This is a genomic window from Microtetraspora sp. NBRC 16547 (assembly GCF_030268965.1).
Classification (GTDB): Bacteria; Actinomycetota; Actinomycetes; order Streptosporangiales; family Streptosporangiaceae; genus Microtetraspora.
In genome coordinates this window covers 37,221-50,305 of the sequence record NZ_BSSE01000021.1, presented here as the reverse complement: position 1 = coordinate 50,305, position 13,085 = coordinate 37,221, and the positions used below count along the sequence as shown (strand labels likewise).

The following is a 13,085-nucleotide window of genomic DNA, read 5'->3' as shown; positions in this document are numbered from 1 at the left end:
GACCCGGCCAACATGGCGCTCGTGTTGAGCACATGCCGGCAAAAGGCCATGCCGGGGATCCAGCGAGCCTCGCTGCAGGCTCAATCAGTAGTGGCCGCATCAACTGGAGGGTTCGGCTTCATTCGCTCACGTGGCGTGGAGGGAGGTGCAGCGGGAGAGCGTGGCGCGGAGGCGGGGGCTTGTGAAGGCGGGGGTTTGTGGGGGAGGTGCGGCGGGAGAGCGTGGCGCGGAGGCGGGGGTTGTGGAGGCCGGCGTAAGACCGTGCCATGTACCACCGCGCCCGCGATGGCCGCGAGAGCGGCATCACGAGTGGCCCGCTATCACGGCCGGCCGGAACAACCCCCGTCGTAGCGCCTACGGACACCAGCCACAGACACCAGCCACAGACACCAGCCACGGACATCAGCCACGGACATCAGCCACGGAGACCCCCACGGAGACCCCCACGGAGAACGACCCATGGAGACCCCATGGACAGGCATCCATGAACGGCGGCACGAGTGGCCGCCACAAGTCGCCAGCCGCGGATGACAGTGACGGCGGCATTCATGGACGACACGTGGGACAGCACCTATGGGATGACAGCCATCCGGCCGCTCCCCCTACAATCCCGCCGCCCACCGCAGCAGCCACCCCACGTAGCACCCAAAGACAACCCAGCAACCACCCGCAGGCCACCCGACGAACCGCCAGCGCGCGTTTCAGCTCATCGCGCTCATGCCAAACCGATCGAGAAGAGAGTTCCCGGACCGCCGACAACAACGAAAGCCGCAGATATCGACATCGTGTTTCACGTGAAACACGATGTGTGACTAGTGCCCCGCCAATCTTTGCCCCGTCGCGTCGCCCAGGACGGCACCTCTCCGCGTTGTCGCCCCACCCACGAAAACTCCTCGCAAGCTCGGACTTTCCGCGGGGCCCGGGAATGTCGGCCGTAGGCTCCGCTACGACCTCCTCCTCCTCCGCCTTGCGATGCACCACCCTGGACACCGCTCCTTCCGGGCAAACCTTGCCGGTTGGGGCACTAGATCCGTCTATTCCTCGCCGTCGCGCATGCTGTTGACGGCCTCAGGTGCCATCGTGCCGATGATCCGCTCCAGGTCATCGATCGTGGAGAACTCGACAACGATCCGGCCCTTGCGACTCCCCAGGTCCACCTTCACCCGAGTCTCGAAATGGTCGGAGAGCTCCCGCGCAAGATTGCTCAGCGCCGGCGCGGTCGGCTTCTTCTCCCGGGGCTTGCGGGGAGCGGGACCCGCGGTGGCCTCGCCCAGGGCGACGATCTCTTCCACCGTACGGACCGAGAGGCCCTCCGCAACGATACGGGTCGCCAGCCGCTCCTGGGCGGCGGGGTCGTCCAGCGCCAGCAGCGCCCGGGCGTGCCCGGCGCTGATCGTCCCCGCCGCCAACCGTAGCTGGACGTTAGGCGGCAGGTTCAGCAGCCGGAGGGTGTTCGTGATGTGCGAGCGGGAGCGGCCGACCTTCTTCGCCAGGACCTCGTGCGTGGCCCCGAAGTCATCGAGCAGCTGGCGATACGCCGCGCCCTCTTCAAGCGCGTTCAGCTGTTCCCGCTGGAGGTTCTCGATCAGCGCCTCGCGGAGCATCTCGTCGTCCTGGGTGCTGCGCACGATTGCGGGGATCTGCTCCAGACCGGCGAGCTTGGACGCGCGCCACCGCCGCTCCCCCATCACGAGCTCGAAGCGCCCGTCTCCGAGAGCGCGTACGACGACCGGCTGGAGCAACCCGACCTCGGAGATGGAGGACGCCAGCTCGTCCAGGCGCTCCTCGTCGAACACGTCGCGCGGCTGGCGCGGGTTGGGCACGATGGCGTTGAGGGAGATCTCCTGGAAGTAGGCCCCTTCTACCGGCCGCAGCCCGGAGTCCGCCGGCTCCGCCGGTGGACCGGCGGCGATCGTCGGCTCGACGATCGGCCCGGTGGGAATCAGTGCCCCAAGGCCCTTGCCCAGTCCCCGACGCTGCTGAGACAACGCTGCTCCTTCACACCGCACGAAAGACAGTGCCCAGCGATCCAGAGTCGCCGGGCACTCCACCACGAGAGGCTACCGCTGCGCGGGCCCGTTCAGCGCCCGCAACCCGCTACGCCTCCGTACCCACTGATCTTCCGCAACCCGCCGGGCTTGCGCAGCCCGCTACGCCTCCACGACGGCCGCGCCGCGGTAGGCCATCTCGCGGGCGGCCTCCTTGTACGCCAGGGCACCGCTCGATCCGGGGTCATACGTCATGACCGACTGGCTGTAGCTGGGCGCCTCGGAGACGCGGACGCTTCTCGGGATGACGGCTTTCAGTACCGTGTCGCCGAAGTGCGACCGCACCTCTTCCGCCACCTGCGAAGCGAGCCGAGTACGGCCGTCGTACATCGTCAGGAGGATCGTCGAGACGCTCAGTTCCTGGTTCAGGTGAACCCGCACCAGTTCGACGTTCTGCAATAGCTGGGTGAGTCCCTCAAGCGCGTAGTACTCACACTGGATAGGGATCAGCACTTCCTGCGCCGCCGTCATGGCGTTGACCGTGAGAAGGCCGAGCGACGGCGGGCAATCGATCAGGATGTAGTCCAGCTCCATGGAGTCGAACGCGCTCAATGCCCGCTTCAACCGGGTCTCTCGACCGACCATCGGAACCAGTTCGATCTCAGCGCCGGCCAGGTCCAGCGTCGCCGGAGCGCAGTACAGGTTGGGCATCTCCGGCACCGGCTTCACGATCGACGCCAACGGGAGATTGTCCACCAGGACCTGATAAACAGAAGGCACGCCTGACCGGTGTTCGGTCGCCAATGCCGTCGACGCATTGCCCTGCGGGTCAAGGTCCACCACAAGAACGCGCTGACCATGCATCGACAGTGCGGCGGCCAGATTGACGGTGGTCGTGGTCTTTCCGACGCCGCCCTTCTGGTTCGCCACGGTCATCACCCGGCACTTCGAGGGGCGAGGCCACTCCCCCTCGTTCCGCGTCGAGTATCCAACCGAAGGCGCAGCCGCAGGAGCGGCCGTGGCTGTTTCACGTGAAACCACAGAGCTCAGTGCCTCTCGTACCAGCGGCGAATCGCCGGGATTAAGGGGGGTCTGGGACACGGTCGTCGTCCTTTCACCCTGCGAAACAGAGATAAAAGGCCAGCCGACCCCCGATGGCCGACCTACCGACGCGATCTCCAAGGGTACGGCGATGTGATTCTCCGGCCAACCCAGGCCTGCGGCCGCACCCGCCAAGACCTTCACCTCTTTCGTCGGTGCCGCGCGCCCTTTCCACTTCGCTCTGGGGACCGGCCCGCGACGACACGAACGAGAGTGGTGGGCGGCTCGACTTTACCGTGCCCCACCGTCACAAGCTCGGCGGTACGCGCTCCGTACGCCTTGAGTTGCGGCCCGGCGGCGTCGAGCTCCTCCGCCGCGCGCTCGCCCTTCATGGCGAGCAGCTCGCCACCTTCGCCAAGCAATGGCATGGACCAGGCAAGCAGACGGTCGAGCGGGGCCACCGCGCGCGCGGTCGCGACGTCGAAGATCCGCTTGCGCGCCAGCTCCTCGGCCCGGCCGCGCAGCACCTCGACGTTGTCCAGCTCCAACGCCGCCACGCACTCCTCCAAGAACGTGGTCCGGCGCAGCAGCGGCTCGAGCAACGTCACCGTGATGTCGGGACGGACGATAGCCAAGACCAGACCCGGGAGGCCGGCGCCGGAACCGATGTCCACCAGTCGTGTCCCCTGTGGGACGGCCTCCGCCACTACCGCGCAGTTGAGCAGGTGGCGGTCCCAGATTCGGGGAACCTCACGTGGCCCGATCAGTCCGCGTACCACTCCGGCGCTCGCGAGCAGCTTCGCGAACGTCTCGGCCCTGCCCAATGCCTCACCAGTGAACACCTCGCGCGCCACTGCGGGCGCCTCGGGCAGCTCGTTGCTTTCCGTCATCACTCACTCATCTATGGATGCTCTCGGGGTAAGGGTAGCCGCCCCGCTCCGGCCGAGCCCCGCGGTCATTCCCGTTTCCCGGACGCAGGGCTCGCGTTTCCAGTGGGTACGGAAAAGGCCGCCGACCCTCGGAGGGATCGGCGGCCTTCGATACAAAACGGAACTACGCGGGAAGGACGACGACGAAACGCCGCGGCTCCTCGCCCTCGGACTCGCTGCGCAGACCGGCCGCGGCGACCGCGTCGTGCACGATCTTCCGCTCGAACGGCGTCATCGCCTGGAGCGCCTTGGGCTCTCCGCTGCGCTTCACGTCGTCGGCGGCGGCGGCGCCGATCTTCGTCAGCTCGGCCCTGCGGCGCTCCCGATAGCCGCCGACGTCGAGCATGAGCCGGGACCGCTCGCCCGTCTGGCGATGCACCGCGAGGCGGGTGAGCTCCTGAAGGGCCTCCAGCACCTCGCCGCCGGAGCCGACGAGATCGCTCCCCTTGACACCGACCACCGACACCACGGCACGGTCGCCTTCGACGTCCATGTCGATGTCACCGTCGATGTCAGCGATGTCCAGCAGGCCCTCGATGTAGTCGGCCGCGATCTCACCCTCCTGTTCCAGGGCGGCGAGGTCGGGAGCAGGCTTGACGCTCTCCTCAGCTTCGGTCACGTCCGGTTTCTCCTTCTCCTACGACTTCTTGCTGCCGGTCCGCTTGCTGCGCGACTGCCGCGACGGCTGCTGACGGACGATCTTAGGCTCCGGCGCGGCGGGGGACTCCGAGGTGTCGACCTTCGGCTTTCCGAGCACCTTCCCGAAGATGCCGTGGGAGGGGGCCGGCGTCGTCACGTTGCCCTTCGCGTCGATGACCGGCATGGGGTGCCGGCTGTAGAACCAGTGCTGCTGGCTGAGGGTCCAGACGTTGGTGGTGACCCAGTAGAGGATCAGACCGAGCTGGAAGTTGAGGCTGAAGATGGCGAACAGCGGCGAGATGTACATCAGGATCTTCTGCTGCTGCGCCATGGGGTTGTCGGGCATCTGCGCCATCGACCGCGTCACGCTCTGACGAACCGTGAGGAACGTGGTGAGCGAGCTGATCGCCACAAAACAGGCGAGGACGATCTTCGTGATGATCGGGTCGGCGCCCAGAGCCTCGATCTCGGCAGGGCTGCTGAAGAACGTGGCGGGAAGCGGCGCCATGAAGACGTGCGCGTGCCGCGCGCTGTCCACGAGCTCCTGGGTCATGCCGAACTTCGCCTGGTCCTCGGCGATCGCCCGGAGCACCGTGAACATGGAGATGAAGATCGGGAACTGCGCCACGATCGGCAGGCAGCCGCCCAGCGGGTTGGCGCCCGCCTCCTGGTAGACGCGCATGACCTCCTGGTTCATGCGCTGCTTGTCGTTCTTGTACTTCTTGCGCAGCTCCTGCACCTTGGGAGCGAGCTCCTGCATCTTCCTCGACGAGCGCATCTGCTTGAGGAAGAGAGGGAAGATGAGCATCCGCATCGCCACGGTCAACGTGATGATGGTCAGCGCCCAGGTCAGTCCGCTGTTCGGGGAGAGGAAAATGCTGTAACCGGCGTGGATATGGGTGATCACCCACGCCACGGCCGTATACAGCCAGTTGAGGAATGACAGCTCCACCGAGCTAGCTCCCTTGCGTTGTGTCGTGAGACCGGCCTCGGGGTGGGGGCACCGGGTCGAAACCTCCGGGATGGAACGGGTGGCAACGCCCGATACGCCTGATGGTCAGCCACGATCCGCGCACTGCTCCGTGTACGGTGATGGCCTCCAGCCCATATGCGCTACAGGACGGCTCGAATCGGCATCGCGGCCCGAGCGCCGGGCTGATGAACGCCCGGTAGAACCTGATCGGGCCGAGCAGTACACGGGCGGCCAAGGTGGGCCGCACGTCGGAGGTGTCCGATCGCTCGGGGCTCGACTGCTCGACTGTCATGACCGTCCATCCGTCAGGGTCCGCGGCGCGGACCCCCGCCGCCGGAGTAAACGATCGAGCGCGGTGTCGAGTTCGGCGGCCAGGTGCTCGCTCCGCGCGGACGCGGAAGCTGGGTTGGCGCGTACCACAAGCAGGCTACCTCGCGGGAGCCGGTGGAGTCGGGTCCGCATCAGGTGTCTGAGCCTGCGCTTTACCCGGTTTCTGGTCACGGCGTCACCGATGGCCTTGCTCACGACAAAGCCCACCAACGGCGGCCCCTCGCTGTCACGCACGTTCAGGTGGGCGACCAGGGTGGGGCGCCCGGCGCGTTGCCCGCGCCGGATCGCGTCGGCGAATTCGTCACCGCGTCGCATGCGGGACGCGGACGGCAGCACCAGAACTTCCTCGAACTACGACGATCGCCCGCCGGAACACAGACGGCGGGCGACGACGGCTTCGTTCGTCAGACGGCCAGCTCGGCGCGGCCCTTGCGGCGGCGGGCGGCCAGGATGGCGCGGCCGGCACGCGTGCGCATGCGCAGCCGGAAGCCGTGGGTCTTCGCGCGGCGACGGTTGTTCGGCTGGTAAGTACGCTTGCTCACGAGTGGTCTCCAGGCTTCAGATACACCCGCAGGAGGCCACGGGCGCGCAACATTCCAAGGATACGGCTCGCCAGTTGCGTGGACATGCGAAATAGCAGTCGCGTGACCAGCCGACCTCCACACGTTAGGCGGCGTTCCTGCCATAGGTCAAACCGGACCGCGATCAGGGATGGCTCCCTCCACAAGATCAGGGACGGCTCTCTCCACAAGGGGAGGGGTTTTCCTCCTGGTGCGTCCATCGCCCACCCGAGGCGGCCATGGCTACCAGTAGGCTGTGGACAACGTCTTGAACCCAGGTCGCGCACACCACTACTGTCAACCCTCCGGACCCTCCTCCATCGAATGTGGATGCGCCCGGGACCTGTGCGCGGGTTGTGCATAACCTGTGGATCCTCTGTGGATCACGTATCGGGGGCTGGTACCGCCGGGGAGCCCCCGGCCGGGATCGGCGTGGAAAAACGGATCGCGGCGAAAATGCGGGGGCCGCGCAGGGAGGAGTGCCGGACCATGGAGGCCGACGACCTCAACGAGGTGTGGGCTCGCGCGCTGGGGACCCTTCTCGATGAGGGCGTTTCAGGACAACAGCGGGCGTTCCTCCAGATGACCGAGCCGTCCGGGCTCATCAACGACACCATCCTCCTCGCCGCCCCGAACGACTTCGCCAAGGAAGTCATCGAAGTCCGGCTTCGTCCCCTCATCGCACACGCGCTTTCCCAGGAGTTCGGCCGGCCGGTGCGGATCGCCGTGATGGTCGATCCTCGCGAGAGCACGGGTGACACGCGCAAGCACGACACCTTCTCCCCCGGGCCGTCCTTTCCCTCGGCTTCCCCGGCCGGCCCCGGACCGCAGTCCCGCCCGGCCGCCGCGCCGCCACCGGTCGACTATCCACAGGTGCGTCCACAGGAGCAGCAGGACGGCGTCCGGCCCCCGGAGCCGATGGAACCGGCCGTTCCCGAGGCCGCGCAGAACAGGTGGGAGAGCCGCGGCAGCCGTACGTCCGGCGAGCCCGCCCGGCTGAACGCGAAATACACCTTCGAGACCTTCGTCATCGGCGCGAGCAACCGCTTCGCGCACGCCGCCGCGGTAGCGGTCGCCGAGGCGCCGGCCAAGGCGTACAACCCGCTGTTCATCTACGGCGACTCCGGGCTGGGCAAGACCCACCTGCTGCACGCGATCGGCCATTACGCGCAGAGCCTGTACGACGGCGCGCGGGTCAGATACGTGAGCTCGGAGGAGTTCACCAACGACTTCATCAACTCCATCCGCGACCACAAGGCGGACGGGTTCCGTGCCCGCTACCGCGCGGTCGACATCCTGCTTGTGGACGACATCCAGTTCCTTGAGGGCAAGGAGCAGACGCAGGAGGAGTTCTTCCACACCTTCAACACGCTCCACAACGCCAGCAAGCAGATCGTCATCTCCAGCGACCGCGCTCCGAAGCAGCTGGTCACCCTGGAGGACCGGCTGCGCAACCGGTTCGAGTGGGGCCTGATCACGGACGTCCAGCCGCCCGAGCTGGAGACGAGGATCGCGATCCTCCGGAAGAAAGCGATCCAGGAGGGCCTGGCCGCGCCGCCCGACGTGCTGGAGTACATCGCCAGCCGGATCGCCACCAACATCCGTGAGCTCGAGGGCGCGCTGATCCGGGTGACCGCGTTCGCCAGCCTCAACCGCCAGTCTGTGGACATCAAGCTGACCGAGGTCGTCCTCAAAGACCTGATCAGCGAGGACTCCACACCCGAGATCACCATCTCGCTCATCATGTCGACGACCGCCGAGTACTTCGGCGTCTCCCTCGACGACGTCTGCGGCAGCTCGCGCTCGCGCGCCCTGGTGACGGCCCGCCAGATCGCCATGTACCTCGCCCGCGAGCTCACCGACCTGTCCCTGCCCAAGATCGGCCAGCAGTTCGGCGGCCGCGACCACACCACCGTCATGCACGCCGAACGCAAGATCAGGTCGCTCATGGCGGAGCGCCGGTCGATGTACAACCAGGTCAACGAGCTGACCACCCGGATCAAGCAGCGCGCACGCAACGCGTGATGCACAGGCTGTGGATATCTCTGTGGATCGGCGTCCGCTGACGCCGGTCCACTCCGCCGTATAACCCCGTCGTCCAAGGGAGAACTCTGCCCACATGCTGTGGACAAGTCTGTGGGAAACCTGGGGATGACCCGTGGATACCTTGGGGACGCCCTGTGCACAGTGGAAAGATGTCCGCCTGAGAAGTGTTTTTACCCCGTGGATAACCAGTGGAAACCTCGTGGATAACCAGTGGACAGACACCCCGTCTCCTGGGGACGTCCTGTGGGGAAAGAACGGCCGTCCCCAGCCACGCACACGTAATCCACCGGTCCTCCACACCCGGCGGTGGATGAATAATGGGCTCTGACCTGCGGAGGAACCTGATTTCCACAGTATCCACCGCCCCTATGACGATGACGTTTAGCTCTCTCTCCTAAAGAACTCAAGAGCCATAGAGGGTTCTCGAGGTCCCAAGGTGCGGGAGAGTGAAGACTTGCGACAATGCACAAGCAGCGATACCCAGGAGGCTGATCCACGTGATGTTCCGGATCGACCGCGACGTACTCGCCGAGGCCGTCGCGTGGACGGCACGCAGCCTTCCGGCGCGGCCGTCCGTGCCGGTGCTGGCGGGCATGCGCCTAGAGGTCACCGACGACCAGCAGTTGAAGCTCTCCGGCTTCGACTACGAGGTGTCGGCGGAGGTGACCCTCGAACCGCAGACCGGTGAGGCCGGTGTGGTCCTCGTCTCCGGCAAGCTCCTCGCCGAGATCACCCGCGCGCTTCCCGCACAGCCTGTGGATTTCGTGGTCGAGGGCGCCAAGGCCGTGGTCACGTGCGGCAGCGCGCGGTTCACCCTGCTGACGATGCCCGTCGAGGACTACCCCTCCCTGCCCGCCATGCCCCCCGCGGCGGGGCGGATCGGGAGCGACGTGTTCGCCAGTGCCGTCGGCCAGGTGGCCGTGGCCGCGGGCAAGGACGACACGCTTCCGATGCTCACCGGCGTCCGGATGGAGATCGAGGGCGACACGGTGACGCTCGCCGCCACCGACCGCTACCGCCTCGCCGTACGCGAGCTGAAGTGGCACCCCGAGCAGCCCGACTTCCAGGCGATCGCGATGGTGCCCGGCCGTACGCTCGCCGACACCGCCAAGGCGCTGGGCGGCACCGGGGCCGAGGTGGAGATCGCGCTCAGCTCGGTCGGCGGCACCGGCGAGGGCATGATCGGGTTCTCCAGTGCCGGACGGCGGACCACCACACGGCTGCTCGACCCCGAGTTCCCGAAGTATCGTTCGCTGCTGCCCACCGAGTTCTCGGCGCGGGCCGACTTGTCCACAGCATCGTTCGTCGAGGCGGTCAAGCGCGTCGCCCTGGTCGCCGAGCGCAACACGCCGGTACGGCTGGCCTTCCGCGGCGACGAAGTCGTCCTGGAGGCGGGCAGCGGCGACGAGGCCCAGGCGGTCGAGGTCCTTCCGGTCGACTTCGACGGAGACGAGATCAACATCGCGTTCAACCACCAGTTCCTGCTGGAGGGGCTCGGCGCGATCGACTCCGACGTCGCGCGCCTGCAGTTCACGACGTCGACGAAGCCCGCCATCCTCACCGGCGGCAAGCCTGTGGACGAAGGCGCCACTCCGGACTATCGCTATCTGATCATGCCTATCCGCCTGTCGAGCTGACCCGGGGGCGTACGATCTCCCGGGCGTGGAGGTCGTATGTCCGGGTACGGCGTCCTTGTGGATGTTCGACCCTGAGGGGGGTTGCTCTATGCAGATCGGCATGATCGGGCTCGGCAAGATGGGCGGCAACATGGCCGAGCGGCTGCGCCGCGGTGGCCATGATGTGGTCGGCTACGACCACGATCCGCAGGTCAGCGACGTCGGCAGCCTCAAGGAGCTCATCGATCGCCTGGAGGCTCCCCGCGCCGTCTGGGTCATGGTGCCCGCCGGCGAGCCCACCCACAGCACCGTGCGACTGCTGGGCGAGATGCTCTCCCCCGGGGACATCGTGATCGACGGCGGCAACTCACACTATGTGGACGACCAGAAGCACGGCGCCGACCTCTCGACCAAGGGGATCGGCTTCGTCGACGTCGGCGTCAGCGGTGGCGTGTGGGGGCTGGAGAACGGCTACGCCCTGATGGTCGGCGGCGCGGCCGAGGACGTCGCGCGGCTCCGGTCGATCTTCGAGACGCTCAAGCCCGAGGGCGAGGACGGCTTCGTCCACGCCGGCCGGATCGGCGCCGGTCACTTCGCGAAGATGGTCCACAACGGCATCGAGTACGGCATGATGCAGGCCTTCGCGGAGGGCTGGGAGCTGCTTGAGGCGGCCGACATCGTCACGGACGTCCACGGGGCGTTCAAGAGCTGGCGGCAGGGCACGGTCATCCGCTCCTGGCTGCTCGACCTGCTGGTCCGCGCGCTCGACCAGGATCCCGGCCTGGCGGACCTCAAGGGGTACGCCGAGGACTCGGGAGAGGGCCGCTGGACGGTCCAGGCCGCGGTGGACCACGCCGTGCCGCTGCCGGTCATCACGGCCGCGCTGTACGCCCGGTTCGCCTCCAGGCAGGAGGACTCCCCCGCGATGAAGATGGTCGCGGCGCTGCGCAACCAGTTCGGCGGGCACGCGGTCACCGCGCAGGAGGGGCAGACCGGCAAGGGCGCGGACGCTCCCGGCGCCGACGTGACCCCGCCTGTGGAGGCCCAGCGCTGATCCACAGCCTGTGGATAACGCGCGCGGTCCGGGCGTGAAGGGGACGCGGTTCTTCGCCCCACGAACGGGTGCCGGCAGGGACTAGCCTTTCGGGGTGCGTGTGTGCCACCTGTCCCTGACCGACTTCCGGTCCTACCCCTCGGCCGAGCTCGCCCTCGACCCGGGGGTGACGGCGTTCGTCGGACCCAACGGACACGGCAAGACCAACCTGGTCGAGGCCATCGGATACGTCGCGACGCAGTCGAGCCACCGGGTCGCCACCGACGCCCCGCTGGTACGGCACGGCGCCGACCGGGCGATCGTCCGCGCGCTGGTCGCCAGGGACGAGCGCCGCGCGCTGGTCGAGCTGGAGATCAACCCGGGCCGGGCCAACCGGGCGCGGGTGAACCGCTCGCCGGTCTCGCGGCCGCGTGATGCCCTCGGCCTGCTGCGCACGGTCCTGTTCGCCCCCGAGGACCTCGCCCTGGTGAAGGGCGACCCGTCCGAGCGCCGCCGGTTCCTCGACGACCTGCTGGTCGCGCGCACCCCCCGTTTCGCGGGGGTCCGCGCCGACTACGACCGCGTCCTCAAGCAGCGCAACACCCTGTTGCGTACGGCGGCCTCGACCAAACCGGGGCGGCGGCGCAGCGCGCGCAGACAGGATGACGAGGCGGCGTTCGCCTCCGCGGGCGCCGGCGACGTGCTGGGCACGCTCGACGTCTGGGACGCCCATCTCGTACGACACGGCGCGGAGCTGCTGGCCGCCCGGCTGGACCTGGTGGAGGCGTTGCGGCCGCTGGCCGCCAAGGCGTACGCGACGCTCGCGCCGGCGTCGGCCCCGGCGGACCTGGAGTACCGGACGGGCGCGAAGTTGTCCACAGGCTGTGGAACAAGTCGCGACATTCTGGAGGAGGCGTTGCGCGCGAGCCTCGCCGAGGTGCGGCAGGCGGAGCTGGAGCGCGGTGTCACTCTGGTCGGGCCGCACCGCGACGACCTGCACCTGGCGCTGGGTGAGCTGCCGGCGCGCGGATACGCCAGCCACGGCGAGTCGTGGTCGTTCGCGCTGGCGCTGCGGCTGGCGGCCTATGACCTGCTCCGCGCGGACGGCGGCGATCCGGTGCTGATCCTCGATGACGTGTTCGCGGAGCTGGACAGCCACCGCCGGACCCGGCTGGCCGAGATCGTCGCCCCGGCCGAGCAGGTCCTGATCACGGCGGCGGTGCCGGGCGACGTGCCCGCCGAGCTGGCCGGCGCGCGGTTCGACGTCACCGCGGGGAGTGTGACCCGTGTCCGATGAGTCGCCACAAGGGAGATCCCGCGCGAGCGAAGCGAACGCCGCGTACATCACGAGCGGCCTCGAAAGCGCCCCGAACCGCGCGAGCGAAGCGAGCGCCATGAGCACAACCGCCAGGGGCGCGGCACTCGCCCGGGAGAGGCTGGCCCAGGCGAAGGCCGACGCGGCCAGGCGGGGGCAGTTGCCGCGCACCGAGCCGCGCCGCAAATCCTCCGGGCAGCGGCGGGACGCCGGCGATCCACAGCCCTTCGGGAAGGCCATCAGGGATCTGCTCGCGGACCGGGGATGGGAGCAGCCGGTCGCGGTCGGCGGGGTGTTCGGCCGCTGGCGCGAGATCGTGGGGCCCGATCTGGCCGCGCACACGAAGCCTGAATCCTTCGAGGACGGCGAGGTTTTCGTAGCGGCCGACTCCACCGCGTGGGCCACGCAGGTGCGCCTGCTCGCGGCTACGCTGGTCAGGCGCCTGAACGAGGAGCTCGGCGACGGCACGGTCAAGCGGGTCAGGGTGCGCGGCCCGGGTACGGGGCCCCGTCAGGGCGGGTTGCGCGTCCGAGGCAGCCAGGGGCCCGGCGATACCTACGGCTAGGCTCCATAATTGCGCCTGAGCGACTGACCCCCTTCCCAAAGGGGGGGTGC

13 protein-coding genes are annotated in these 13,085 nt (G+C 68.0%); 5 read left to right on the top strand and 8 right to left on the bottom strand.

Annotated features, from left to right (window positions below; genetic code table 11):
- Positions 1 to 1,034: 1,034 nt before the first annotated feature.
- The 8 genes from QSK17_RS25350 to rpmH form a co-directional block, all read right to left on the bottom strand.
- On the bottom strand, positions 1,035 to 1,988 hold the full coding sequence (locus QSK17_RS25350; protein ID WP_285707752.1) for a ParB/RepB/Spo0J family partition protein: 954 nt from the start codon (positions 1,986 to 1,988) through the stop codon (positions 1,035 to 1,037).
- A 162-nt stretch (positions 1,989 to 2,150) separates the two neighbouring features.
- Positions 2,151 to 2,924, bottom strand: coding sequence for a ParA family protein (locus QSK17_RS25345; RefSeq protein WP_285707751.1), 774 nt, complete (start codon positions 2,922 to 2,924; stop codon positions 2,151 to 2,153).
- A 305-nt stretch (positions 2,925 to 3,229) separates the two neighbouring features.
- Positions 3,230 to 3,919, bottom strand: a complete 690-nt coding sequence (gene rsmG, locus QSK17_RS25340; protein ID WP_285707750.1) for a 16S rRNA (guanine(527)-N(7))-methyltransferase RsmG — start codon at positions 3,917 to 3,919, stop codon at positions 3,230 to 3,232.
- Between the two features lie 163 nt (positions 3,920 to 4,082).
- Positions 4,083 to 4,577, bottom strand: a complete 495-nt coding sequence (locus QSK17_RS25335; protein ID WP_285707748.1) for a Jag family protein — start codon at positions 4,575 to 4,577, stop codon at positions 4,083 to 4,085.
- A gap of 18 nt (positions 4,578 to 4,595) precedes the next feature.
- Complete coding sequence (gene yidC / locus QSK17_RS25330; RefSeq protein ID WP_285707746.1) at positions 4,596 to 5,549, bottom strand: membrane protein insertase YidC; 954 nt, start codon at positions 5,547 to 5,549, stop codon at positions 4,596 to 4,598.
- A 4-nt stretch (positions 5,550 to 5,553) separates the two neighbouring features.
- Positions 5,554 to 5,862 carry a membrane protein insertion efficiency factor YidD gene (gene yidD / locus QSK17_RS25325; RefSeq protein ID WP_285707745.1) on the bottom strand — a complete coding sequence of 103 codons (309 nt, stop codon included), beginning with the start codon at positions 5,860 to 5,862 and terminating at the stop codon, positions 5,554 to 5,556.
- Positions 5,859 to 6,236 carry a ribonuclease P protein component gene (gene rnpA / locus QSK17_RS25320; RefSeq protein ID WP_285707744.1) on the bottom strand — a complete coding sequence of 126 codons (378 nt, stop codon included), beginning with the start codon at positions 6,234 to 6,236 and terminating at the stop codon, positions 5,859 to 5,861. Before rnpA ends, yidD begins: the two co-directional genes overlap by 4 nt.
- Positions 6,237 to 6,304: 68 nt before the next feature.
- Positions 6,305 to 6,442, bottom strand: a complete 138-nt coding sequence (gene rpmH, locus QSK17_RS25315) for a 50S ribosomal protein L34 (protein ID WP_055480371.1) — start codon at positions 6,440 to 6,442, stop codon at positions 6,305 to 6,307.
- Between the two features lie 507 nt (positions 6,443 to 6,949).
- Between rpmH and dnaA the strand changes: the two genes are divergently transcribed.
- The 5 genes from dnaA to QSK17_RS25290 all read left to right on the top strand — a co-directional run bounded on the left by dnaA (position 6,950) and on the right by QSK17_RS25290 (position 13,035).
- A complete protein-coding gene (gene dnaA / locus QSK17_RS25310) occupies positions 6,950 to 8,485 on the top strand; it encodes a chromosomal replication initiator protein DnaA (protein WP_285707740.1) in 1,536 nt (511 codons plus the stop codon).
- Between the two features lie 518 nt (positions 8,486 to 9,003).
- Positions 9,004 to 10,143 carry a DNA polymerase III subunit beta gene (gene dnaN / locus QSK17_RS25305; protein WP_285707739.1) on the top strand — a complete coding sequence of 380 codons (1,140 nt, stop codon included), beginning with the start codon at positions 9,004 to 9,006 and terminating at the stop codon, positions 10,141 to 10,143.
- 88 nt (positions 10,144 to 10,231) lie between these two features.
- Positions 10,232 to 11,176, top strand: coding sequence for a phosphogluconate dehydrogenase (NAD(+)-dependent, decarboxylating) (gnd, locus tag QSK17_RS25300; protein ID WP_285707738.1), 945 nt, complete (start codon positions 10,232 to 10,234; stop codon positions 11,174 to 11,176).
- Between the two features lie 94 nt (positions 11,177 to 11,270).
- Positions 11,271 to 12,452 carry a DNA replication/repair protein RecF gene (gene recF, locus QSK17_RS25295; protein WP_285707737.1) on the top strand — a complete coding sequence of 394 codons (1,182 nt, stop codon included), beginning with the start codon at positions 11,271 to 11,273 and terminating at the stop codon, positions 12,450 to 12,452.
- A gap of 97 nt (positions 12,453 to 12,549) precedes the next feature.
- On the top strand, positions 12,550 to 13,035 hold the full coding sequence (locus QSK17_RS25290; RefSeq protein ID WP_285707736.1) for a DciA family protein: 486 nt from the start codon (positions 12,550 to 12,552) through the stop codon (positions 13,033 to 13,035).
- The last annotated feature ends 50 nt before the right edge of the window (positions 13,036 to 13,085 follow it).

Coding starts and splice junctions, on each gene's coding strand:
- QSK17_RS25345 (WP_285707751.1), bottom strand. CDS start 2,924: ATGACCGTGGCGAACCAGAAGGGCGGCGTCGGAAAGACCACGACCACC.
- dnaA (WP_285707740.1), top strand. CDS start 6,950: ATGGAGGCCGACGACCTCAACGAGGTGTGGGCTCGCGCGCTGGGGACC.
- QSK17_RS25290 (WP_285707736.1), top strand. CDS start 12,550: ATGAGCACAACCGCCAGGGGCGCGGCACTCGCCCGGGAGAGGCTGGCC.
- rsmG (WP_285707750.1), bottom strand. CDS start 3,919: ATGACGGAAAGCAACGAGCTGCCCGAGGCGCCCGCAGTGGCGCGCGAG.
- yidD (WP_285707745.1), bottom strand. CDS start 5,862: ATGACAGTCGAGCAGTCGAGCCCCGAGCGATCGGACACCTCCGACGTG.
- gnd (WP_285707738.1), top strand. CDS start 10,232: ATGCAGATCGGCATGATCGGGCTCGGCAAGATGGGCGGCAACATGGCC.